Genomic DNA, 22,412 nt, shown 5'->3' on the forward strand with positions numbered 1-22,412 from the left:
ATGGAAGGAACGAAAATGAGTAATGACGCTCTGCTGGTCCTGGACAAGGTCTGCAAGTCCTTCGGCCCGGTACAGGTGATCGACGAGGTCACCGTCGAGGTGCATGCCGGCAAGGTCTCGGTGCTGCTCGGCGAGAACGGCGCAGGCAAGTCGACGCTGATCAAGATGATCGCCGGCGTGCACGAGCCGGACGCCGGCCGGATCCTGGTGGACGGCAAGGCCGTGAAGATTCCCAACACCAAGGCCTCCGAGGCATTGGGCATCGCCACTATCCACCAGGAACTGAACCTGGTCCCGTCGATGACCATCGCCGAGAACATCACCCTGGGCCGCGTGCCGCGCAAATTCGGCATCATCAACCGCCGCGCCATGCGCCAGATCGCCCGCGAAGCGATGGACAAGCTCGGACTGGCGCTGGATGTCGATACGCCGGTGGGCCAGCTGGGCCTGGCCCAGCAGCAACTCGTGGAGATCGCCAAGGCGCTGAGCCTGGACGCCCGCGTGCTGATCCTCGATGAGCCCACCGCGGCATTGACCAAGGCCGAAATCGCGCACCTGTTCTCGGTGGTCGCCACCTTGAAGCAACAAGGGGTGGGCATGGTGTTCATCAGCCACCACCTCGATGAGATTGCCGAAATCGGCGACTTCGTGAACGTGCTGCGCGATGGCAAATTCATTGCCACCGTGCCGGCGGACACCGAGGAGAACGAGCTGGTCCGGCTCATGGTCGGCCGCGATATCGACGCCCAGTTCCCGCGCGTAGCCACCGAGCCAGGCCAGAAGCCGTTGCTGAGCGTGCAGAACCTGTGCGAGGGCATGCTCAAGGACATCTCGCTGGAAGTCCGCCCCGGCGAAGTGGTTGCCCTGGCCGGCCTGATGGGTGCCGGGCGCACCGAGCTGATCCGCGCCATCGCCGGAGCCGACAAGTACGCCAGCGGCGTCGTGGCGGTCAACGGCAAGAAGCTGGCCAGCTTCGACGTCGCGGCAGCTACCCGCGCTGGGATCGGGCACGTTCCCGAGGACCGCAAGACCCAGGGCCTGGTGCTGGATGCCTCGGTGGCCGAGAACATCGGCTACGCCACCATGGCCGCCACCGCCAAGAACGGACTGGTGGACCGCAAGGGCCAGAAGGACCGCGCGCAGCAGGTCGCCGAACGCCTGCGCATCCGCATGGGCAGCATCGATGCGCCCATCCGCTCGCTCTCGGGCGGAAACCAGCAGAAGGCCGTGTTCGGCCGCTGGTTCACCGCCGGGGCCAAGGTGCTGCTGCTCGATGAGCCGACCCGCGGCGTGGACGTGGGAGCGAAGGTCGAAATCTACGAACTGATCAATGAGATCACCGCCTCCGGAGGCTGCGTGTTGATGGCCTCCAGCGAACTGCCCGAAGTGCTGGGCATGTCCGACCGCGTCCTGGTCATGAGCCAGGGACGCATCGCCGGGGAACTGGCCACCGAAGAAGCCACCCAGGACGCCATCATGTCCCTGGCCGTCAGCAATGTGCACCGCGAAGAAGAAATGGGAACCAAGTAATGAGCAGCGTAGCTACTGCCCCGAAGAAGGGCTTTGATTTCAAGGCATTCCTTGCCAACAACGGAGCCCTGGTTGGCCTGGTCATTCTTTGCCTGGCCCTGTTCATCGCCACCCCGCGCTTCCTGACCGGACCGAACCTGATGAACATCGGCATCCAGGTCTCCACCATCGCGGTGATGGCCTTCGGCATGACCTTCGTGATCGTCGCCGCCGGCATCGACCTCTCGGTCGGCTCGGTCGCGGCGCTCTCGGCCATGGGCTCCTCCTATGCCATCACCACCGCCGGCCTGCCCGATGGCCTGTCCATCCCGATCGGCCTGGCCGTCGGTGCACTGTGCGGCTGGGTCACCGGTGCGATGAGCGCCTACGGCAAGCTGCCCACCTTCATCGCCTCGCTGGCGATGCTCACCGTGGTGCGCGGGCTGACCCTGGTGATCTCCGATGGCCGGCCGATCTCCACCAGCTCCTCGGTGTCCTGGCTGGGCGATGACCTGGGCCCGATCCCGGTGCCGATCCTGATCCTGGTCGTCTCCGGCCTGCTTGCCGCCTTCGTGCTCAACCGCACCGTCATCGGCAAGAACGCCTTCGCCGTGGGCGGCAACACCGAAGCCGCGCGCCTGTCGGGCATCCCGGTCAAGCGCGTGCTGGTCACCGTCTTCGTCATCTCCGGCGTCTTCGCGGCCTTGTCCGGCATGATCCTTGCCGGGCGCCTGGATTCTGCCCAGCCGACCCTGGCTTCGGGCTACGAGCTGGATGCCATCGCGGCCGTGGTCATCGGCGGCGCATCGCTCTCCGGCGGCGTGGGACGCATCTCCGGCACCCTGATCGGCGCCCTGGTGCTGGCCGTGATCCGCAACGGGCTGAACCTGCTTTCGGTTTCCGCCTTCTGGCAGCAGGTAGTCATCGGCGCCGTGATTGCGATCGCCGTGGGCTTCGACGTGCTGCGCCGCAAGAACGTCAAGCACTAGATTTTCCCTCCGTACCCAGCAATTCAAGAAAAGTTCAAAGGAGAACCCCATGAAGAACATCATCCGCAAGACCGCAGCCGTCAGCGTCGGACTGGCCCTGGTGGCCGGCCTGGCCGCCTGCAACCGCGGCACCGAAGCAGAGGCCGGCTCGGCCACCTTGGCAGTGTCCACCCTGAACAACCCGTTCTTCGTCGACCTGCGTGACGGCGCCCAGGCCGAGGCCGAAGCGCAGGGCATCGACCTGTCCGTCGTCGACGCGCAGAACGACTCCGCAACCCAGGCCAACCAGCTGGCAACCGCGGCAACCAACGGCTCGGCCGGCCTGATCATCAACGCCGTGGATACCGAAACCGCTGAAGCCGGCCTGAACCCGGTGGCCGAGGCCGGCCTGCCGATCGTTGCGGTTGACCGCGCGGTGGGCGAGACCAAGATCGCTTCCTTCGTGGCTTCGGATAACGTTGCCGGCGGCGAGCAGGCTGCCAAGGCGCTGGGCGAGGCGCTGGGCGGCAAGGGCAAGATCATCGTGCTGGAAGGTGTTCCAGGCGCCTCGGCAACCAACGAGCGCGGCGAAGGCTTCGACAAGGGCCTGGCCGAGTTCAAGGACATCGAGGTCGTCTCCTCGCAGACCGCCAACTTCGACCGAGCCGAAGCACTGGACGTGGTCACCAACCTGATGCAGGCCAACCCGGATGCCGCTGGCGTGCTGGCGATGAACGACGAAATGGCCCTGGGCGCCATCCAGGCACTGGGCGACAAGGCCGGCAAGGACGTGTTGGTAGTCGGCTTCGACGGCACCGACGACGGCTTCAAGGCAGTCCAGGATGGCACCCTGGTTGCCACCATCGCCCAGAACCCAGCCGAGCTGGGCAAGCAGTCGGTGCAGATCCTGGCCAAGGCCATCAAGGGCGAGGAAGTCGAAGCCAACGTGCAGGTCGCCGTTGACACGGTTGACGAGAAGAACATCGCCGACTACGCAGGCGAGTAATCTGCCCTTAGCGGCAATCAAGCAGTGCACCGGCGCCCATCGGCCGCCGGGTGGAGAGAACCAGAGGAAATAGCATGCAGCAGGACATCCAGGTCACCATTGTGGGCTCTAGCAACGTGGACATCACCGCGCTGATGGCCCGCCTTCCCGGCCCGGGCGAAACCGTGCTGGCAGATTCCTACCAGCTCTCGCCCGGCGGCAAGGGCGCCAACCAGGCGCTGGCCGCCGCGCTGGCCGGTGCCGCCACGGAATTCATCGGCGCCGTCGGCAGCGACTCGCACGCCGAAATCGCGCTGGGTCAGCTCGAGGAAGCCGGCGTGAAACTCGATCGCGTGGCCCGCGCCAGCGAGCCGACCGGCGTAGCCATCATCCAGGTGGACCGTGGCGCAGAGAACTCCATTGCCGTGGTCTCCGGGGCCAACTCGACCGTCTCCGGCGAGGCTGTGCAGGGCGCCGGGGGCATCGAGGGCATCCTGGTGCTGCAGGGCGAGATTCCTGCCTCGGGCATCAAGGCCGCCATGGATGCTGCCACACAGCGCATCGTGCTCAACCTGGCGCCGGTGATCGAACTGGACCGCGAGTACCTGCTCAAAGCCAACCCGCTGGTGGTCAACGAGCATGAGGCCGAAGCCGTGCTCCAGCAGCTGAACCCGCACCCGGCTCGCCAGTTCGACGGCAAGTACGAGCGCCTGGCCGCGATGCTGGTCGACGAGGGCATCGCCAGCGTGGTCATCACCCTCGGCGCTAATGGCTGCCTAGTTGCCGACCGGTTCCCAGGGGAGAACGGCGGGGTCCAGGTTCGCGCGCTGCCCGCCGTGAAGGTCCAGGCCGTGGACACCACCGGTGCCGGCGACGCATTCACCGGTGCGGTGGCTGCCCGCCTGGCCAAGGGCGATGACCTGGCGCAGGCCGCAGAATTCGCCGGCAAGTTCGCCGCGCTGACGGTGCAGGCGCACGGAGCCCAAGCTTCCTACCCGCGTTCCCTGCAGAACCTCTGAGACCCCTTTTCGAGCAAGACCTAAGGAAGCCGCTGTGCTGAAATCCGAAATTCTCAACGCCCCGCTGCTGGCCGCCCTGGCCAAGTGCGGGCATACCGACACCGTGGTGATAGCGGACTGCGGCCTGCCGCTGCCCGAAGGCCCACTGGTCATCGATCTGGCCTTGGTGCAGGGGCTGCCCAGCTTCGATCAGGTGCTCGAGGTCCTGGCCCGGAACATGGTGATCGAGAACAGCACCCTGGCGGCCGAAGCAGAGAACGGCCCGGTCCAGGAACTGTGCCTGGCCAGGGGCCTGGACCCGGACTTCATCTCCCACGAAGAGCTGAAAGCCCAACTGCCCCAGGCCAAGGTCATTGTGCGCACAGGGGAAGCTACCCCCTACGCCAACGCGATCCTGCACTGCGGGGTAGCATTCTAGGCACCGGATGCCGCAGCTGTTTCGCGGCAGCGCGCTACCCGAGGAGAGACGCAGTGAAGAAGATGTTCTATGCAGCTTTCGCCCTCATGGTGCTGGGGGCGGCCGTCCTGATTCTCACCGTGCCGGCGTTGTCCAGCGACCCGGGCCAGACGCCCCAGAGCATTGCGGTGATCGCGGGAACCGTGTTCATGGCCGCAGCTTCCGTCGTTGTCCTGCTGAAGAAGGGTGCGACGCAAGAATCCTGAGCGACTTCCTGCAGCCATCGGCGCCAATGACCTTGGGCAAGCCGACTGCCTAGAATGGAGGTCATGAAGCAAAGGAACCTGGCCGCAGAGAACGGCGAGCCCTTCTCGAACATCGCGCCGGAAGCCGGGCTGCTGCTCGGGGCGGGCCGAGCCATCTTGCTTCAGCTGGCCCACCCGCAGATTGGCCGGGCCATTGCCGAGCACTCTGATTTCGCCGCCAACCCGCTCAGCCGGCTGATTCATACCCTCGGATATATCTATGCATTGAGCAATGGCACAGCAGAACAGCAGCGCAAGATCATCGCCCATGTGGACGCGGCGCACCGGCCCATTCGCGCAACGCGTGACGAGGGCAGGCCCGCGTATTCTGCGCTGGATCCCAGGCTGCAGTTGTGGGTGGCGGCCACGCTCTATGATTCGGCCCGCGTGATTGCCGGCCAGATCCTGGATGAAAACGAGGCCGACCAGGAAGAGCTCTACCTGCAGTACGCACGGCTCGGTGATGCCTTGCAGATGCCGGTCGACTACTGGCCGCAGGACCTCGGCGGCTTCGAGCAGTACTTTGCGCAGAATCAAGCGAAGCTGGAAGTCACCAACCAGACCCGGGCGCTGGCCCGCGAACTTTTCGAAGCACGCAATGCCCCATGGTGGGTCCGGATCGGCATGCCGTTGATGCGCGACGTGACCATCGCCCAGCTGCCGGCCCCGGTGCGCGAAGGCTTCGGCTATCGCCTCACCGGGAAAGCCGCGCAGCGCAACGCCCGCGTCATCGCCGTCGCCAGGGCCGCCACGCGGCTGCTGCCGCGAGCCCTCAGGCATGCGCCAATGCGGCTGATATTGCGCCGCGTCGACAAGATGGCCTAGCCGGCCCGAAGCCTAGTGCCCCGAGCCGTTCTCGGGTCCAACCCGGATCAGGATCCGTGGCAGCGCCACCAGCAGGAACAAGGCCACCAGGATCAGTGGCCCTCCGATCCAGGCCCCGATTTGCCAGCCGAAGAGCACCTGCAGCACAAACCAGACGCATCCCGAGACCAGCAACCCCACGCCGATGCCCACGATCTTCACGATGGCGTGGCCCAAGCTGACCGTCTGCTCCTTGAGCCGCTGTCCGAAGAGATACCGGTGCACGGCCACGGGGGTGATCAGCAGCAGAATCAGCACAGTGGCCGCCACCAGCAAGATGATGTAGACCACCTCGTCGGTTCGGCTGAGCATCTCGAACCTCGCCTGGAAGGGCAGGACCACCAGGAAAGCAGCCAGGATCTGCACACCAGTTTGCATCACCCGCATTTCCTGCAGCAGCTCGTTCCACTGCCGGTGCGGTGCGCCATCGCTGGTATCGGGGTGGGAACGCTTGATCATCACTGTTCTCCTCGGCCTCAATCCGCCAGCTGGTTGAACCCCGCCGGCTCAAACGACTATGCCAAGCAATGCCGGTGCAGGCAAGAGCTTGCTGGCCCGCCGGGCCAAACTGTAGGTCGCGGCCGGTACATTCGGGAGCCAAGCAGAATTCGACGATGGAGGAGCAGATGGAACCCGATGGCGCCGCCGGGAGTAGCATTGATGTGTGGTCGATGCCCAGCCAGGGCCTGGCCTGGTGCGATTGCGGCAAAGGCCATGAACTCACGGAGGAGATCGTGCTCCAGGCTATGGCGGCAGCCGGATTCGGACCCGGCCGGCCGCTGGCCCATGGACAGCTGGCCGAGCTGATTGCGGATCTCTGGCACTACTCACAGGTCTGCCGGTTCTTCCACCTGGCCGTGGAGCAGGCGGCGATGCGTATCCACGGGAAGGTCGATGAAATCTACCCGTGGGAACACGGTACCGATATCGTTGGATACTTCTCGAAGACCTGGCAAGGATGCCCCGACGCGGCCTGCCAATCAGAAGGGTGAGCGCGCGAGGTGCGAATTGAGTTCGCCCCGTGCAGGCGCATAGTGTGGGAAAGATGAAGAGCTTTGCATCCTTCCGGGCACCTGCCGACCATGACGGATTCATCCATGTGCGGGGTGCCAACGAGAACAACCTGGACAATGTCGAAGTGCGCATTCCGCGCGATTCCATTGTCGCCTTCACCGGGGTCTCCGGTTCCGGGAAATCTTCCCTGGCCTTCGGAACCATCTTCGCTGAATCCCAGCGCCGATTCCTGGAATCGGTGGCTCCCTACGCGCGGCGGCTGATTGCCCAGGGGCACACGCCCAAGGTGGAATTCATCTCCGGGCTGCCACCGGCCGTGGCCCTGCAGCAACGGCGTGGTGCTGCCAGTTCCCGTTCCACCGTCGGGACCCTGACTACGCTGTCCAACTCCGTGCGCATGCTGTTCTCCCGCGCAGGAACCTACCCCCAGGGTGCGGCGAGGCTGGATTCGGATGCCTTTTCCACCAACACCGCGGCCGGCGCCTGCGCGCAATGCCACGGTGCGGGAACGGTGCATTCGGTCAGCGAGGAATCGCTGGTCCCGGATTCCTCCCTGAGCATCAGGGACGGCGCGATTGCGGCTTGGCCCGGCGCCTGGCAGGGCAAGAACCTGCGGGACATCACCACGCACCTGGGCTACGACATCGACGTTCCGTTCCAGCAGCTGCCCGCGGAAACACGGAAGTGGCTGCTGTTCACCGAAGACCAGCCAGTCGTGGAAGTCACCCCGGAACGGGATCGCGTGGCCAAACCGTACAAGGGCCGGTTCTGGAGTGCCGAACGCTACGTCCGGCACACGGTTGCGACCTCGAAGAGCGAGAACCTGCGGTCCAAGGCGCTGGCTTTCATGCATTCGCAGGATTGCCCGGCGTGCTCGGGGACGGGATTGCGCCCCGATGCGCTACAGGTCACCTTCGACGGCCTGGATATCGCGGAATTCAACGGCAAGCCGCTCAGCTCCCTGGCCGAGCTCTTGCGCCCCTTCGCGGCTGATGCCCAGGCAGAGGCGCAGGCCGAAGTCGCGAGCATCATCAGCGCCGACCTGCTGGGCCGAATCCAGGTGCTGGTCGAGCTCGGGCTGGGATACCTGAGCCTGGACCGTGCCACCCCGACGCTGTCGCCGGGGGAAATGCAGCGCCTGCGCATCGCCACCCAGCTGCGCGCGGGACTGTTCGGCGTCATCTACGTGCTCGATGAGCCATCTGCCGGGCTGCACCCGGCCGATGTGCAGCCGCTGATCGAGGTGCTCGATGCACTCAAGGCCGAAGGCAATTCGGTGTTCGTGGTGGAGCACAACATGGATGTGGTCAGCCGTGCGCAATGGATTGTCGATGTCGGCCCGGGCGCGGGCAGCAACGGCGGGCAGGTGCTCTACAGCGGAGAAGTTTCCGGGCTGTCCGGAATTGAGGAATCCGTGACCCGGCGCTTCCTCGATCCCGGGCCTGCGCCGCGCCGCGAGCCGCGCGAAGCCCAAGGATGGGTGCAGCTGCGCGGGGTGGACCTGCACAACCTGGACGACGTGGACGCCGCGTTCCCGCTGGGGGTCTTCTGTTCGGTCACCGGCGTGTCGGGATCGGGCAAGTCCAGCCTGGTCTGCGGTGCCCTGGCCCAGGCTGCGGGCGGCCCGGTGCTTGCCGGGCCGGAGGATCCGGAGGCGACGGCGGATCGCGCGGTGATCGCCGAGGTCACCGGCGCAGATCAGCTAAGCCGCGTAGTGCTGATGGACCAGAAGCCCATCGGGCGCACGCCCAGATCCAATGTCGCAACCTACACGGGCCTGTTCGACGCGGTCCGCAAGGCTTTCTCCGAGCTGCCGCTGTCCAGGCAACGCGGCTACAGTGCCGGACGCTTCTCCTTCAACGTTGCCGGCGGGCGGTGCGAGAACTGCCAGGGCGAAGGCTACCTGGAAATCGAGCTGCTCTTCTTGCCAGGGACCTACGGGCCATGTCCCGAATGCCGCGGAACCCGGTACAACCAGCAGACCCTGGACGTCGAATACCAGGGCAAGAACATTGCCCAGATCCTGGAACTGGACGTCAGCCAAGCCGAAGAATTCCTCTCCGGAATCCCTTCCGCGGCACGGGCCCTGGCGACCCTGCGCGAAGTCGGACTGGGGTATCTGCAGCTGGGCCAGCCAGCTACCGAAATGTCCGGCGGCGAAGCCCAGCGCATCAAGCTGGCCACCGAACTCCAGCGCCAGCGCCGCGGGCACACGCTCTATCTTCTCGATGAGCCCACCACCGGACTGCACCCTGCCGACGTGCAGCTGCTGGTATCGCAGCTGCAGCAGCTGGTCGACCAGGACAACACCGTCATCGTGGTGGAACACCAGATGGATGTGGTTGCCGCAAGCGACTGGGTGATCGATTTGGGGCCGGCCGGCGGGGATGGCGGCGGGCGCATCGTTGCCGAGGGGACCCCAACGGCGGTGGCGCAAGACAAGGCCAGCAGAACCGCGCAATACCTTGCGCGCCGGCTGGCCTTGTGAAGCTGGACTAGTTGCTGTTCAGCAGTGCGTGCGGCGGGGTCTGCACCCCGTCGGCCACCGCTTCGGCAGGATCATCGCCGAGGTGGATGATCTTGTTATCGGCATCCACATGCACCACGCTCGGCACATAGCCACGAGCCTCGGCGTCTTCCATCTGCGCATAGCTGATCAGGATGACCAGGTCGCCGGGGTGCACCAGATGCGCTGCCGCACCATTGATGCCGATGACCCCGCTGCCCGGCTCGCCGGCGATGGTGTAGGTTTCCAGGCGGGCGCCGTTGGTGATGTCTACGATGCTGACCAGTTCGCCGGGCAGGATATCCGAGGCTTCGAGCAGCTCGGAGTCAACGGTGACCGAGCCTACGTAGTGCAGGTCTGCCTGGGTGACAGTTGCCCGGTGGATCTTGGACTTGAACATGGTGCGTTGCATTAGACGATTCTTTCACGCGAGGTAAGTGGTTTCCCGGTATCCAAGCTTACGCCTCTTGCGCGCAGATGCCCGGGCATTGTCCGGCACCCCACACAGTTGGCCGCGAACGGCTACTTTGGCAGATGGGTTTCCAGCACGCGGTGCACTTCCCCGGAGGCCAGCAACTGGCAAGCAGCTTCCAGCTCCGCAGAGAGGAAACGGTCCTCGCCCGGACCTGCGACCTTGGTGCGCAGCAGCTCCAATACGGCGCCGGTAGCCGGGCCAGGCTGCAATGGCTGGCGCAGATCCAGGGCTCGGCCGGCAATCAGCATTTCAATTGCCAGGATGCGGCGCAGGTTGGCGACCGAGGTGCGCAATTTGCGCGCCGCGTGCCAACCCAGGGAAACGTGGTCTTCCTGCATCGCTGATGACGGGATGGAATCCACGCTGGCCGGTACGGCCAAACGCTTGTTCTCCGCGACCAGTCCGGCCTGCGTGTACTGGGCGATCATCATGCCCGAATCCACGCCCGGGTCATCGGCAAGGAAAGCTGGCAGATCGCGGGAACGAGCCGGGTCGAGCATGCGATCGGTCCGGCGCTCTGCAATGGATCCCAGGTCAGCTACGGCAATGGCCAAGAAGTCCAAGACGTAGGCCACGGGAGCACCGTGGAAGTTGCCGTTGGAGGTGACTTCACCCGATGGCAGCACGACAGGGTTATCGATGGCTGCCGCCAATTCGCGGGTGGCGACCAGGCGGGCATGGGCGATGGTGTCGCGCACTGCGCCGGTAACCTGCGGGGAGCAGCGCAGCGAGTAGGCATCCTGCACGCGGCCGTCGCCTTCGCGGTGCGAAGCGACAATGGGGGAGCCCGAAAGGAAGCTGAACATGTTCGTAGCACTGCGGCCCTGGCCCGGATGCGGGCGCAGTGGTTCGTGCAGTTCAGCACGGAAGACCTGGTCGGTGCCCAGCTGGGCTTCGACGCTCATGGCCGCGGTGGCATCGGCAATGTCTGCGAGCTCTTCCAGGTCTGCCAGTGCCATCAGCAACTGGCCGAGCATGCCGTCGGTGCCGTTGACCAGCGCCAGGCCTTCCTTCTCCGCCAGTTCGACAGGTTCCAGTCCTGCTTCAGCAAAGAGCTCCGGCACTGGGCGCTTCACGCCTTCGCGGTCAGTGGCCTCGCCTTCGCCCATCAAGACCAGTGCGCAGTGGGAGAGCGGAGCAAGGTCTCCTGAGCAACCCAGCGAACCGTACTCACGCACCACCGGGGTGATGCCGGCATTAAGCAGTCCAACCATGGTTTCCAGCACTACCGGGCGCACGCCGGTGCGGCCCGAGGCCAGGGTCTTGGCGCGCAGGAAGATCAGCGCGCGCACCACTTCGCGCTCAACTGGGTCGCCCATGCCGGCTGCATGCGAGCGGATCAGCGAACGCTGCAGCTTAGCGCGGTCCTCGGGAGCGATGTGGCGCGTTGCCAGGGCGCCGAACCCGGTGGAAATGCCATAGACCGGGGTGTCGGCTGAAGCCAGGGCATCAATGTGGGCGCGGACTGCTGCCAGTTCTTCAAGAACCTGAGGCGCGATGCTAATCTGCGCGTTGTGCCGGGCTACCGCAATCACGTCATCGGCGGTGGCGCCAGCTAGGTCCAGGGTTACGTGCGGGGAAGTAGCCATGATTTTCAATCCGTTCTCTACGCTGCAATGAGGTCTCTAATCTCCATTGTTCGGCAGAACGAGTTTGCACGGCACTGATATTCGGGTCATCTGTCCGAAATGCCAGACAGTGCCCTGGAGGGAGAAAAGAACGGACCTCCAATTGGAGGCCCGTTCAGGGGTTCCGGTTTCAGAAGGTGATGCCTTCGAAGGCTTCCTCGCCAAATTTGTTGGACGAGCCGTTGTCCGTGACCTTGGCGTTCTCGTTAAGGGATGCGGCAGAATTGCCGATGCCGCTAAAGGTTACGTGCTTGATGTTCTTGACCGCTGCGATATTACCGCTGCCGTCCAGCTCAAGATTCTTGATGTGCGGAGCGACGATCATGTTTCCGGAACCAGAGACGGTGACGTTCTGGCAATCGCCGATGAGCTTCAGCATTTGACCCATTTCAGAGATATCCATGCCGCCCGTGCACCTGATTTCGGTCGCTTGCGCATCGAGGAAATCATAGACGGACTGGAAGGTGCTGTCCGCAGGTGCCTTCGGAACATTGGGAGTACCAGTAGAAGCGCCTTCTGGGGCTTTGGAGCTCGGGGTGACGCTGCCTTCGATAGGCCCGGCGTTCTCCGGTGCCATGCTTTCTTCTGCTGGTGCGCTTGTCTCTTCGCTGGAGGGTTGGATGCTCACGCAACCTGCCAGTGCGACTGCAAGGATTCCAACCGCCAGCGGCCCAGCGAGGCGTTTGGTAATTTTCGAGAACATAACCATCCTGTCAATCGAACCGGCCAGCGCATTTGGACACGCGGTATAGATACATTCTGCGTTGAATGACGATAAATGACCAACGCGAACGGCTCAGGAACGAATGAGTTCTCGTGCCCCGGGAGCACGCAACCATGCAATTTGCTGACGATTCCGTGCGGGGACAAAAGTAATCGCTTCACCGCTTGCCCAGTGCAAGCAGTGAAGCGATTACTAGTGCCCAGGGGGAGAAGGGGCACGATTTGAGCCGGCAGGCGAACCTACCGGGCTATTTGGTTCCTAGAATCCTTCATTCCGCTCTTCGGAACCAAACTGGCTTTCATCGTTTCCATACGATTGGCCATCGGACTGCTGTCCGGACTGGCTTTCGCCGCCAAACGATTCCTCACCGGATTCGTTGCTATCGCCGTAGGACTGCTGCTCCGACTGCTGTCCGGACTGGCTGTCGCTGCCGTAGGACTGCTGTTCTGACTGCTGGCTTTCGCCGCCACCGTAGGACTGCTGTTCCGACTGGCTGTCATTGCCGTAGGACTGCTGGCTTTCGCCACCGCCATAGGACTGCTGTTCTGACTGCTGGCTTTCGAATCCGCCATTGTCATTTGATCCGAAATCTGAATTGGACTGGCTTTCGAAGCCTTCAGATTCGTTGTTGTCGAAGTTCCCGAACTGCTCGTTTGCATCCTGCTCAGATGTGCTGTCCTCCGTGGGTCGGTGCTTCCTGACTTGCCCTACGCTATGCGCAGAAAAAAGCCCGGTTCAAGGATTCCGGGGAAGCTCAGAGCCGCTGGAAACCCGCAGTTAAGCCAATACCCATGGTGTTCGGAGACTTCGGCCGATATTCACCACTGCGTGCTAAAAGGAATCGCCGTTCCCGGGAACCCGAGGGGCTAAGGAGCATTTTCCGCAGCAGCCATGGCGGCTTCTGGAATTGCTCAACAGGCGCGAAGAGAAAGCTGAGCGTTCTCCGAAAGAATTGTCCATCCGGTCGGAATCCGCCCGGTAAATCGATAGTGTCCAGACTGGGACACCGAGACAGGTCTTGCCCCAAGCGTCCATGACAACGTAAGGAGAAGCATTGGCTAATTCGAAGAAGACTCCAGCAAAGAAAACTGATCGCGAAAACGCAGAAAACGGGTTCGTGGCTCCGGAAGTGCTGCGCGAGTCCTTGCAGACCGTGCTGATCCAGCTGCTGGACCTGCAATTGGTGGGCAAGCAAATCCACTGGAACGTTGTTGGTCCCAACTTCCGCGACCTGCACCAGAACCTCGACGAAATCGTTGACATCGCGCGTCGCGGCTCGGATGAAGTCGCCGAGCGGATGCGAGCTTTGCATGCCACTCCGGACGGGCTGGCAGCTACGGTCACGAAGTACACGAAGCTGGAACAACCCGTGAATACCGAAATCCTGACCACCAATGCCGTGGACATGGTAGTCAAGGCACTGCAGACCACTGTGGGAGTCATGCGAGAGGTCCATGACCCGGTGGATGAAGCGGATCCGACCACCGCCGATATCCTGCACCAGTACATTGCGGATCTGGAGCAGCAAGCCTGGTTTATCAGCGCGGAAACCCGCAAGCCGTAAACCGGGCCGCGTGGTCCTGGAATTGAATAAATAGCCTGAGGCACCACAATCAGTGGTGCCTCAGGCTATGTGCGCGTCCTACTTCTCCTGTGCGGCCATCGGGATGCGCACGCCGCGCTCAGCGGCAACTTCGGCGGCGCGCTCGTATCCGGCATCGACGTGGCGGATGACGCCCATGCCCGGGTCATTGGTCAGCAGCGCCTCCAGCTTCGCGGCGGCCATTTCGCTGCCGTCAGCCAAGGAGACCTGGCCGGCGTGGATGGAACGGCCCATGCCCACGCCACCGCCATGGTGGATCGAAACCCAGGTGGCACCCGAACTGGTTGCGGTCAAGGCGTTCAGCAGCGGCCAGTCGGCCACGGCATCGGTGCCGTCCTTCATGGCTTCGGTCTCGCGGTACGGCGAAGCTACCGAACCCGAATCCAGGTGGTCGCGGCCGATCACGATAGGTGCAGAGACCTTGCCTTCGGCGACCAGCTGGTTGAACAGCAAGCCGGCCTTGTGGCGCTCGCCGTAGCCCAGCCAGCAGATGCGCGCCGGCAGGCCCTCGAACTCCACGTGCTTCTGTGCGGCATCCAGCCAGCGGTGCAGGTGCTCGTTTTCCGGGAACAGGTCCTTCAGCGCCTGGTCGGTGACCTTGATGTCTTCGGGATCCCCGGACAGCGCTACCCAGCGGAATGGGCCCAGGCCTTCGCAGAACAGCGGGCGGATGTAGGCCGGGACGAAGCCGGGGAATTCGAAGGCGCGGGTGAAACCGCCCTTGCGTGCCTCGTCGCGGATCGAGTTGCCGTAGTCGAAGACCTCCGCGCCGGCGTCCTGGAATCCCACCATCGCCTCGACCTGCGCGGCCATGGCGGCCTGGGCTTTCTTGGTGAAGCCGGCCGGATCGGCTTCGGCTTCGGCGTGCCACTGGTCCATGGTGTATTCCACCGGCAGGTAGCTGAGCGGATCGTGGGCACTGGTCTGGTCGGTGACGATGTCGAAGGTGAATTCTCCAGCTTCGTGGCGCTTGAGCAGCGCCGGGAAGACCTCGGCGGCATTGCCGACGTAGCCCACCGACAGCGGGCGGCCCTCGGACTTCGCGGCCAGGACTTTGCCCAGCGCCTTGTCCAGATCCAGCTCGACCTCATCGAGGTAGCGCTTGGAGGCGCGGCGGCGCAGTCGGGTTTCATCCACGTCAACGATCAGCACGGCACCGCCGTTGAGGGTCACGGCCAGCGGCTGGGCGCCGCCCATGCCGCCGCAGCCGCCGGTCAAGGTCAGGGTTCCGGCCAGCGAGCCCTTGAAGCGCTTCTCGGCGATCGCGGCGAAGGTTTCGTAGGTGCCCTGCAAGATGCCCTGGGTGCCGATGTAGATCCACGAACCGGCGGTCATCTGGCCGTACATCATCAGGCCTTCGGCTTCGAGCTTGCGGAAGTGCTCCCAGTTGGCCCAGTCGCCAACGAGGTTGGAGTTGGCAATCAGCACCCGCGGTGCCCACTTGTTGGTCTTGAAGACGCCGACCGGCTTGCCGGACTGCACCAGCAGCGTTTCGTTCTCTTCCAGGTCCTTGAGTGTCTGGACGATCGCATCGAATGCCTCCCATGAGCGGGCTGCCTTGCCGGTGCCGCCGTAGACCACGAGATCCTCGGGGCGTTCGGCAACTTCCGGATCCAAGTTGTTCATCAGCATGCGCAATGGGGCTTCGGTGGCCCAGGACTTGGCGGTCAGTTCGGTACCGCGCGGGGCGCGGACAACACGTGGTTCGTGGCTCATGGCAATTCCTTACGATGTAACGTAGCTAACTGATTCCATCATTGGCTATCGGCCATGGCTTGGGTACCGGGGAATAGGCAGAGCTGTCCGGTATTTCAGAATCGGAGGAATTTCCGGTTGCCTCCAGCTCCTAGCTGGCGGGGATCAGCGCCAGCGCGCTGCGTTCTATGGCCTCCGGGCTCAGGGCCTGGCTGATGGCGATCATGCTGGCTCCGCGCAGGGCTCCAACTTCCCAGCTGCGCGAGGTGCGGATCTGCAGGTGCTGGGTGGACAGCGGCGCTCCGCGCTGGTAGACCACCTCGCGGATGCCTGCCAGCAGGTGCTCTCCGGCGGCGGAGATCCGACCGCCGACCACGATCAGCGACGGGTTCAGCAAGCTCACGCTGGCAGCCAATACTTCGCCCAAGTCGCGGCCGGCTTGGCGCACTGCATGGATCGCTTGGATGTTCCCCGAGTTCACCAGGGCGACCACATCGGTGTTGCTGTGCGCTTCGATGCCCTGCGCCCGCAACGCGGTGGCAATTTTGGGTCCGGCGGCTACGGCTTCCAGGCAGCCTTCATTGCCGCAATGGCAGTAGATGCCATCGCCGCGGCGGATGCGCACGTGCCCGATATCGCCGGCTGTGCCCTGCGCTCCGCGTTGCAGCAGTCCTCCGGAAATGATGCCCGAGCCGATGCCGGTAGCCAGCTTGACGAAAATGAAGTCCTCGCTGCCGGTCTCCAGCTGGTCCTTCTCGCCAATAGCCATGAGGTTGACGTCATTGTCCACGACTACCAAGGCTTCCAGCTGCTGCTGGAACCAAGCGGGGATGTCGAAGTCGTCCCATCCGGGCATGATGGGCGGATTGGCGGGGCGGCCGGTCTCGAAATTCACCGGCCCTGGCACTCCCATGCCTATGGCAATGACATCGTCACGGGTGCGGCCCAGCGAATCGAGCAAGCCATCGGCCAGATCCATCGCGGTCTGCAAGATCGCCACCGGGCCGTCGGCGAAGGAAATGGGAGCCTGGGATTGCACCAGGGGAGTGGGGGCCAGATCGGTCAGCGCAACGCGCAGGTGGCTTGCTCCCAGATCGACGGCCAGCACCAGGCGGGCGTCGGGGAGCAGGGCAAGGCGCTGGGGAGGGCGGCCTCCGGTGGACGCGCCATCCGCGATGGTGCCAACCAGGCCCAGCTGGATGAGCACGTCGAGGCGCTCTTGCAGGGTGGAGCGAGCCATGCCGGTCAGGGCGGCAAGGTCCGTGCGGCTGTGCGCGGCACCGTCCATGAACAGTTGCAAGACGTCGCCTGCCCCACTGGCGCCGCGGGCGAATTGCATGCTTTGGGGGCTCGAAGGATTGGCCATGAACCCAGTAAAACACAGCTTTGGACGCGAAGCCGAAACACTTTATGAGAATGTCGACATACTTCTATTGACTATCGACAAAAGTAAAACTAGTCTCAAGGTGTGATGCAAGTCATGAGCATCTGGATCGCACCCACCACTTCTTTCAGGAGACGCCTTTGCCTGCCCACGACCTATCAATCCAGCTGTACACGCTGCGCGAGCACATCGCAGAGAACCTGGCCGCGACGCTCGAACGCGTAGCTGGCATCGGCTACACGCAAGTCGAGCCGTACAACTTCGTGGCCCGCGCTGACCAGTATGCACAGGCGCTGGCCGAGAACGAACTCAGCGCGCCAACGGCGCACGCACCGCTGCTCTCCTCGGACTACGACGAGGTCTTCGCCGCGGCCGGCAAACTCGGCATCAGCACCGTCATCGATCCGTTCATCCCGGCGGAGCAGTGGCAGGATGCCGAGTCCATCGGTGCCATCGCGCAGAAGCTCAACGCCGCCTCCCGGCGCGGGGCCGAATACGGCATCAAGGTCGGCTACCACAACCACGACTGGGAGATCTCCAGCAAGATCAATTCCAAGACGGCCCTGGAATACCTGGCTAGCCTGCTGGACCCGGAAGTCGTCCTGGAAGTGGACACCTACTGGGTTGCCGTGGGCGGCGCCGATGTGCTCCAGCTGCTTGAAGCGCTGGCTCCCCGCGTCGTGGCCCTGCACATCAAGGACGGGCCGAAGTCCAAGAACCACAAGGAACAGGTGCCGGTGGGCAGCGGATCCATGCCGATCGACCAGATCCTCGACGCCACCAGCGGCATGCTGCATGTAGTGGAACTCGATGACTTCGCAGGCGACATCTTCCAGGCCGTGTCCGAAAGCCGCGCCTACCTCGTAGCAGAAAAGAACTAGGGACTATGGAATTTCAGAATCAGCCCATGGGCGTGGGCATTGTCGGAGCCGGCACCATCAGCGACCAGTACCTGGAGAACCTCACCGCATTCCCGGACCTCGCCGTGCGGTTCATCGCCGACCTGGATACCGAGCGCGCAGCAAGCCAAGCGCGCAAATGGTCCGTCGAAGCCTCGGGAACCTATGCTGAATTGCTGGCCCGCGAAGACATCCAGATCGTCGTGAACCTGACGATCCCGGCAGTGCATGTCGAGGTAGCCCTGCAGGCGGTGGCCGCCGGCAAGCACGTCTGGGGCGAGAAGCCCTACGCGCTGGACCGCGAATCCGGACGGCAGCTGGTCGAAGCCGCCAAGGCAGCAGGAGTCCGCGTCGCCGTGGCCCCGGATACCATCCTGGGTGCGGGCCTGCAGACCGGCCTGCGGCAGATTGAAGCAGGCGCCATCGGCACCCCGCTTTCGGGCCTGGCCATCTTCCAGGGCCCCGGCCCGGAATCCTGGCACCACAGCCCGGAATTCCTCTTCGCCCACGGCGCAGGACCGCTCTTCGACCTCGGGCCCTACTACCTGACCACCCTGGTGCGGGTCTTCGGCCCGGTAGCCAAGGTTGCCGCCCTGGGTTCGCAGGCCCGCGCGCAGCGGGTCATCGGTGCAGGCCCCAAGGCCGGAACCAGCTTCCCGGTCGAGGTCCCAACCCACGTCGGAGCGCTGCTCTCCTTCGAATCCGGGGCCAGTGCGCAGTGCATCTTCAGCTTCGACTCCAAGCTCAAGCGTGCAGGGTTCGTGGAGATCTCCGGAACGGAAGGCACCGCGCAGCTGCCGGATCCGAACGAATTCACCGGAGACACCATCCTGCACCTGGAGGACCAGGAGCCGAGCGTTGTCACCGCCCAAGGATCCACCTACGGGCGCGGCACCGGCGTTGCCGAACTCGCCCAAGCCATCCGCGAGGGACGCAAGGAACGCGTGCCCGGCGAACTGGCGTTCCACGTCCTGGACATCATGGTCTGCGCCGCGGAAGCAATGGAATCGGGAGCATTCATCGACGTGGCCTCGACGGTCGAGCCCATCGCGCTGCTGGACCCAGCCTGGGATCCTTCGGCTCCCGGCATCCTTGCCTGAAGCACCACCCCTTGACAGCATCACCCGCACCTGAAAAGGAATAAACATGTCTGCACCACATTTCAAGAGCAAGCTGGGGCGCTTCACGGCGATTACCTCCATCGCAGCGTTGTCGCTCAGCGGCCTGGCCGCCTGTTCCGGCTCGGCTTCCGGCTCCGGCTCGGAAGAAGCCGGCGGGACCATCACCTACTGGGCTTCGAACCAGGGCAGCTCGGTCACCCAGGACGAGGAGATCCTGGGCGAATCCATCAAGCGGTTCACCGAGGAAACCGGCATCGAGGTCGAGCTGGAAGTCGTCCCCTGGGCCGACCTGTACAACCGCATCCTCACCGCCGTCTCCAGCGGCGAAGGGCCGGACGTGCTGAACATCGGCAACACCTGGGCCACCACCTTGCAGGCCAGCGGCGCCTTCGTCCCCTTTGAAGGCGAGGCGCTGGAGGCCATAGGCGGAGCCGAGAAGTTCGTGCCGGCAGCCCTGGCCACCGGCGGCGCCGAGGGCCAGGCCCCAACCTCGCTGCCGTTGTATTCCATGGCCTACGGCCTGTACTACAACACCAAGATGTTCGAGGAAGCCGGCATCAAGCAGGCTCCGAAGACCTGGGATGAATTCTTGGCCACCGCCAAGAAGCTGACCAAGGATACCGACGACGACGGCAAGGTCGACCAGTACGGCTTCACCTTGGCCGGACAGCGTACCGCCAATAATGCCCACTCCGCATTCATCCTGGGCATGCAGAACGGCGGCGAGCTGTACACCACGGACGGCAAGCCGGACTTCACCAATGATGGCGTCGTCAGCGGCGTCAACGACTGGATCCAGCTGATGGGCGAGGACGGCGTGGTCTCCAAGTCCAACGCCGAGATCAATGACGGTTCGGTGCTGCCAGGGGAAATCATGGACGGCAACGCCGCCATGTTCTTCGACCAGGCCCCGGGCAAGTCCTTCAATGCCGCTGACTTCGAGGACTACGCCATGGCGCCCATCCCGCTGAAGAACGCCGATGCCACCGGGCTGGAAGCCACCCAGTCGCTGGTTGCCGGCATCAACGTGAGCGTCTTCGAGAACTCGGATAACAAGGATGCCGCCCTTGAATTCGTGAACCACCTGCTCAGCGTCGATGAGCAGAAGAAGCTGAACGCCAAGTACACCTCGCTGCCATCGGTCACCGAAGCTTTCGACGACCCGGCCTTCGACACCCCCGAGCAGCAGGCCAAGAAGGAGATCCTGGCCAATAACGCTGCCCCGATGCCGCTGTTCCCCACCGAAGGGCAGATGGAATCCCTCGTAGGCGAGGCCATCGCCAAGCAATTCGCCAGGATTGCCCAGGGCGAAAAAATCACCGAGGCCGATGTCCGCAAGGCATTGGAAGACGCGCAGAAGCAGATGCCGGCTAGCTAGCGGCCCGACACGTTGCACTGGCCGTGGGAGCGGACCTCCTTGCGCCCCCGCGGCCAGTTGCAGCACCCAAATTCGTTTTCATGAAAGGAGACCGAATGTCGGCGCCAGCCCAGACACCGCCTCGAATCAGCGAACCGCTCAAGCCCCGCGACGCTTCAAGGGCGATCAAGCGCAGTTCAATCAAGCGCGATCGGTTCTTCCCCTATGCGCTCTCAGCGCCCGCAGCATTCCTGGAACTGCTGATCCACATCATCCCGATGCTGCTCGGCGTATGGATCGCCTTCCTCTCGCTGACCCAGTTCTCCATTGCCAACTGGGTCAAGGCCCCGTTCGTGGGACTGCAGAACTTCACCACCGCGCTGGACCCCAACGGTCCGATCGGTTCCCAATTCTTCGACGCCCTCGGGCGCACCTTCCTGTTCACCTTCCTGGTAGTGGCAATCGCCTGGAGCCTTGGCATCTTCGCCGCGGTCTTGCTGGCATCCAAATTCCGCAGCAACGGATTCTTCCGCACCCTGTTCCTGGTGCCCTACGCACTGCCAAGCTACGTCACCACCATCGCCTGGGCGTTCATGTTCAACCAGCGCGATGGCATGGTCAACCGCTTCCTGGTCGAAGACCTCGGGATCCTGGAGGAAGGGCCGTTCTGGCTATTGGGCGGGAATTCCTTCTTTGTCATGGTGGTTGTCGCCGTCTGGCAATTCTGGCCTTTCGCTTTCCTGATGCTGCTGGCCGCCCTGCAATCCATCCCGAACGAAGTCTATGAAGCCGCTTCCCTGGATGGAGCCAGCCTGTGGAAGCAGTTCACCAGGATCACCCTGCCAATGATCAAGCACGCCAACGTGGTGCTGCTTTTGATGCTGGGACTGTGGGTGTTCAACCAGTTCGACATCCCCTACCTGCTCTTCGGCCCGGTGTCCCCGGAAGAAGCAACCCTGATTTCCCCGTTGATCTACCAGCAGTCCTTCAACAACTGGAACTTCGGCGTGGGTGGCGCCTTGAGCGTCGTCCTGCTGATTGCCCTGCTGATCGTCTCAGCGTTCTACATCCGACTTGTCATGCCGAAGGGAAAGAGCATCGATGATTGAGACCCGCGGCTTCCGCATCCTGCGAGTTTTCGGACTAGCCTTCATCACCCTGATCATCGTGCTGCCGCTCTACGTGGTGCTCACGACCTCCATCAAGCCCCTCAAGGATGTGCGCGGCGCCTTCGAGTGGATTCCCTCGAAAATCACGCTGGCCCCGTACCTGGATATCTGGACCACGGTGCCGCTGGGCAAGTACTTCGCCAACTCGTTGATCGTGACCATCAGCGCCACCATCCTCTCGGTTTCCATCGCGATCCTGGCCGCCTATGCGCTCTCGCGCTTCGACTTCCGCGGGGCACGGTCCTTCCGGCTGATCGTGCTCTCCACCCAGATGTTCCCCGGCATCCTGTTCCTGCTGCCGCTCTTCTTGATCTTCACCCAGCTGGAGCGTGCCGTGGGACTGCAGCTGAACGGAACCTACCTGGGGCTGATCGTCACCTACATGACGTTCTCCCTGCCATTCTCCATCTGGATGCTCACCGGCTTCTTTGCCGCCATGCCCAAGGAACTGGAAGAGGCGGCCATGGTCGATGGACTTGGCCGGCTCGGCGCACTGCTCAAGGTGGTCTTGCCGATAGCACGCCCGGGGATCATCGCGGTGTCGGTCTACTGTTTCATCACTTCCTGGAGCGAAGTGCTCTTCGCCAGTGTGCTCACCAATTCGGACACCAGGACGCTGTCCATCGGCTTGCAGGCCTACGCTTCGCAGACCGATGTGTACTGGAACCAGATGATGGCCGCCTCGGTGGTGGTATCGATTCCGGTGCTGGTCGGTTTCCTCTTCGCGCAACGGCACCTGGTCGCAGGCTTGTCCTCCGGCGCGGTCAAGTAAGAAAAGACAAGGAATTAC

The 22,412-nt window shown here is 63.5% G+C and carries 22 protein-coding genes; 16 read left to right on the plus strand and 6 right to left on the minus strand.

Translation table 11 applies throughout. The features are described 5' to 3' along the window. Positions 1-15: 15 nt before the first annotated feature. The 7 genes from AC1Z36_RS06145 (at position 16) to AC1Z36_RS06175 (ending at position 6,008) form a co-directional block, all read left to right on the plus strand. Complete coding sequence (locus AC1Z36_RS06145) at positions 16-1,530, plus strand: sugar ABC transporter ATP-binding protein (RefSeq protein ID WP_483561823.1); 1,515 nt, start codon at positions 16-18, stop codon at positions 1,528-1,530. Beyond that, the gene (locus tag AC1Z36_RS06150; protein ID WP_105661957.1) at positions 1,530-2,498 is read left to right on the plus strand and encodes an ABC transporter permease; all 969 of its coding nucleotides are present in this window, start codon (positions 1,530-1,532) and stop codon (positions 2,496-2,498) included. The genes AC1Z36_RS06145 and AC1Z36_RS06150 overlap by 1 nt, the downstream gene beginning before the upstream one ends. A gap of 49 nt (positions 2,499-2,547) precedes the next feature. Beyond that, the gene (locus AC1Z36_RS06155; protein WP_483561824.1) at positions 2,548-3,483 is read left to right on the plus strand and encodes a substrate-binding domain-containing protein; all 936 of its coding nucleotides are present in this window, start codon (positions 2,548-2,550) and stop codon (positions 3,481-3,483) included. 74 nt (positions 3,484-3,557) lie between these two features. Continuing rightward, positions 3,558-4,481 (plus strand): ribokinase, encoded by a 924-nt coding sequence (locus AC1Z36_RS06160; RefSeq protein ID WP_483561825.1) that lies wholly within the window; start codon positions 3,558-3,560, stop codon positions 4,479-4,481. A gap of 34 nt (positions 4,482-4,515) precedes the next feature. Beyond that, positions 4,516-4,899: a D-ribose pyranase gene (rbsD, locus tag AC1Z36_RS06165; protein WP_365943729.1), complete on the plus strand. Its 384-nt coding sequence runs from the start codon at positions 4,516-4,518 to the stop codon at positions 4,897-4,899. A 53-nt stretch (positions 4,900-4,952) separates the two neighbouring features. Next, positions 4,953-5,144 carry a TRADD-N-associated membrane domain-containing protein gene (locus AC1Z36_RS06170; RefSeq protein ID WP_105661953.1) on the plus strand — a complete coding sequence of 64 codons (192 nt, stop codon included), beginning with the start codon at positions 4,953-4,955 and terminating at the stop codon, positions 5,142-5,144. A gap of 63 nt (positions 5,145-5,207) precedes the next feature. Then, on the plus strand, positions 5,208-6,008 hold the full coding sequence (locus tag AC1Z36_RS06175) for an oxygenase MpaB family protein (RefSeq protein WP_483561826.1): 801 nt from the start codon (positions 5,208-5,210) through the stop codon (positions 6,006-6,008). Positions 6,009-6,020: 12 nt separating this feature from the next. Here AC1Z36_RS06175 and AC1Z36_RS06180 read toward each other — a convergent pair whose 3' ends face one another. Next, positions 6,021-6,506, minus strand: coding sequence for a DUF6328 family protein (locus AC1Z36_RS06180; protein WP_105656337.1), 486 nt, complete (start codon positions 6,504-6,506; stop codon positions 6,021-6,023). A 155-nt stretch (positions 6,507-6,661) separates the two neighbouring features. Between AC1Z36_RS06180 and AC1Z36_RS06185 the strand changes: the two genes are divergently transcribed. Both AC1Z36_RS06185 and AC1Z36_RS06190 read left to right on the plus strand, forming a co-directional pair. Further along, the gene (locus tag AC1Z36_RS06185) at positions 6,662-7,039 is read left to right on the plus strand and encodes a hypothetical protein (protein WP_105656338.1); all 378 of its coding nucleotides are present in this window, start codon (positions 6,662-6,664) and stop codon (positions 7,037-7,039) included. Between the two features lie 53 nt (positions 7,040-7,092). After that, positions 7,093-9,549 (plus strand): excinuclease ABC subunit UvrA, encoded by a 2,457-nt coding sequence (locus AC1Z36_RS06190; RefSeq protein WP_483561828.1) that lies wholly within the window; start codon positions 7,093-7,095, stop codon positions 9,547-9,549. 7 nt (positions 9,550-9,556) lie between these two features. On the opposite strand, the gene panD is transcribed toward AC1Z36_RS06190, so the two are convergent. The 3 genes from panD to AC1Z36_RS06205 all read right to left on the minus strand — a co-directional run bounded on the left by panD (position 9,557) and on the right by AC1Z36_RS06205 (position 12,298). Beyond that, positions 9,557-9,979 (minus strand): aspartate 1-decarboxylase, encoded by a 423-nt coding sequence (gene panD / locus AC1Z36_RS06195; RefSeq protein WP_332487588.1) that lies wholly within the window; start codon positions 9,977-9,979, stop codon positions 9,557-9,559. Between the two features lie 110 nt (positions 9,980-10,089). Next, a complete protein-coding gene (gene hutH / locus AC1Z36_RS06200) occupies positions 10,090-11,631 on the minus strand; it encodes a histidine ammonia-lyase (protein WP_483561829.1) in 1,542 nt (513 codons plus the stop codon). A gap of 169 nt (positions 11,632-11,800) precedes the next feature. Next, entirely contained in the window at positions 11,801-12,298 is a 498-nt protein-coding gene (locus AC1Z36_RS06205; protein ID WP_483561830.1) for a DUF3060 domain-containing protein, read from the minus strand. A 411-nt stretch (positions 12,299-12,709) separates the two neighbouring features. On the opposite strand from AC1Z36_RS06205, the gene AC1Z36_RS06210 reads away from it, so the two are divergent. Then, positions 12,710-12,844: a hypothetical protein gene (locus tag AC1Z36_RS06210; protein ID WP_483561831.1), complete on the plus strand. Its 135-nt coding sequence runs from the start codon at positions 12,710-12,712 to the stop codon at positions 12,842-12,844. Between the two features lie 604 nt (positions 12,845-13,448). Beyond that, the gene (locus AC1Z36_RS06215) at positions 13,449-13,958 is read left to right on the plus strand and encodes a Dps family protein (RefSeq protein WP_105656344.1); all 510 of its coding nucleotides are present in this window, start codon (positions 13,449-13,451) and stop codon (positions 13,956-13,958) included. Positions 13,959-14,036: 78 nt separating this feature from the next. On the opposite strand, the gene hutU is transcribed toward AC1Z36_RS06215, so the two are convergent. Together hutU and AC1Z36_RS06225 are read right to left on the minus strand one after the other, a co-directional pair. Then, positions 14,037-15,713 (minus strand): urocanate hydratase, encoded by a 1,677-nt coding sequence (gene hutU, locus AC1Z36_RS06220; RefSeq protein WP_483561832.1) that lies wholly within the window; start codon positions 15,711-15,713, stop codon positions 14,037-14,039. A 130-nt stretch (positions 15,714-15,843) separates the two neighbouring features. Continuing rightward, positions 15,844-17,058, minus strand: a complete 1,215-nt coding sequence (locus AC1Z36_RS06225; protein ID WP_483561833.1) for an ROK family transcriptional regulator — start codon at positions 17,056-17,058, stop codon at positions 15,844-15,846. A gap of 158 nt (positions 17,059-17,216) precedes the next feature. On the opposite strand from AC1Z36_RS06225, the gene AC1Z36_RS06230 reads away from it, so the two are divergent. The 5 genes from AC1Z36_RS06230 (at position 17,217) to AC1Z36_RS06250 (ending at position 22,394) form a co-directional block, all read left to right on the plus strand. Further along, on the plus strand, positions 17,217-17,957 hold the full coding sequence (locus AC1Z36_RS06230; protein WP_483561834.1) for a sugar phosphate isomerase/epimerase family protein: 741 nt from the start codon (positions 17,217-17,219) through the stop codon (positions 17,955-17,957). Between the two features lie 5 nt (positions 17,958-17,962). Then, a complete protein-coding gene (locus AC1Z36_RS06235) occupies positions 17,963-19,075 on the plus strand; it encodes a Gfo/Idh/MocA family protein (RefSeq protein WP_332503317.1) in 1,113 nt (370 codons plus the stop codon). Positions 19,076-19,121: 46 nt separating this feature from the next. Continuing rightward, the gene (locus tag AC1Z36_RS06240) at positions 19,122-20,474 is read left to right on the plus strand and encodes an ABC transporter substrate-binding protein (protein WP_133833997.1); all 1,353 of its coding nucleotides are present in this window, start codon (positions 19,122-19,124) and stop codon (positions 20,472-20,474) included. Positions 20,475-20,569: 95 nt separating this feature from the next. Next, positions 20,570-21,562 (plus strand): carbohydrate ABC transporter permease, encoded by a 993-nt coding sequence (locus tag AC1Z36_RS06245; protein ID WP_105656350.1) that lies wholly within the window; start codon positions 20,570-20,572, stop codon positions 21,560-21,562. Next, the gene (locus tag AC1Z36_RS06250) at positions 21,555-22,394 is read left to right on the plus strand and encodes a carbohydrate ABC transporter permease (RefSeq protein ID WP_483561835.1); all 840 of its coding nucleotides are present in this window, start codon (positions 21,555-21,557) and stop codon (positions 22,392-22,394) included. Before AC1Z36_RS06245 ends, AC1Z36_RS06250 begins: the two co-directional genes overlap by 8 nt. The last annotated feature ends 18 nt before the right edge of the window (positions 22,395-22,412 follow it).

It is taken from the genome of Glutamicibacter sp. BS14, from assembly GCF_056934375.1.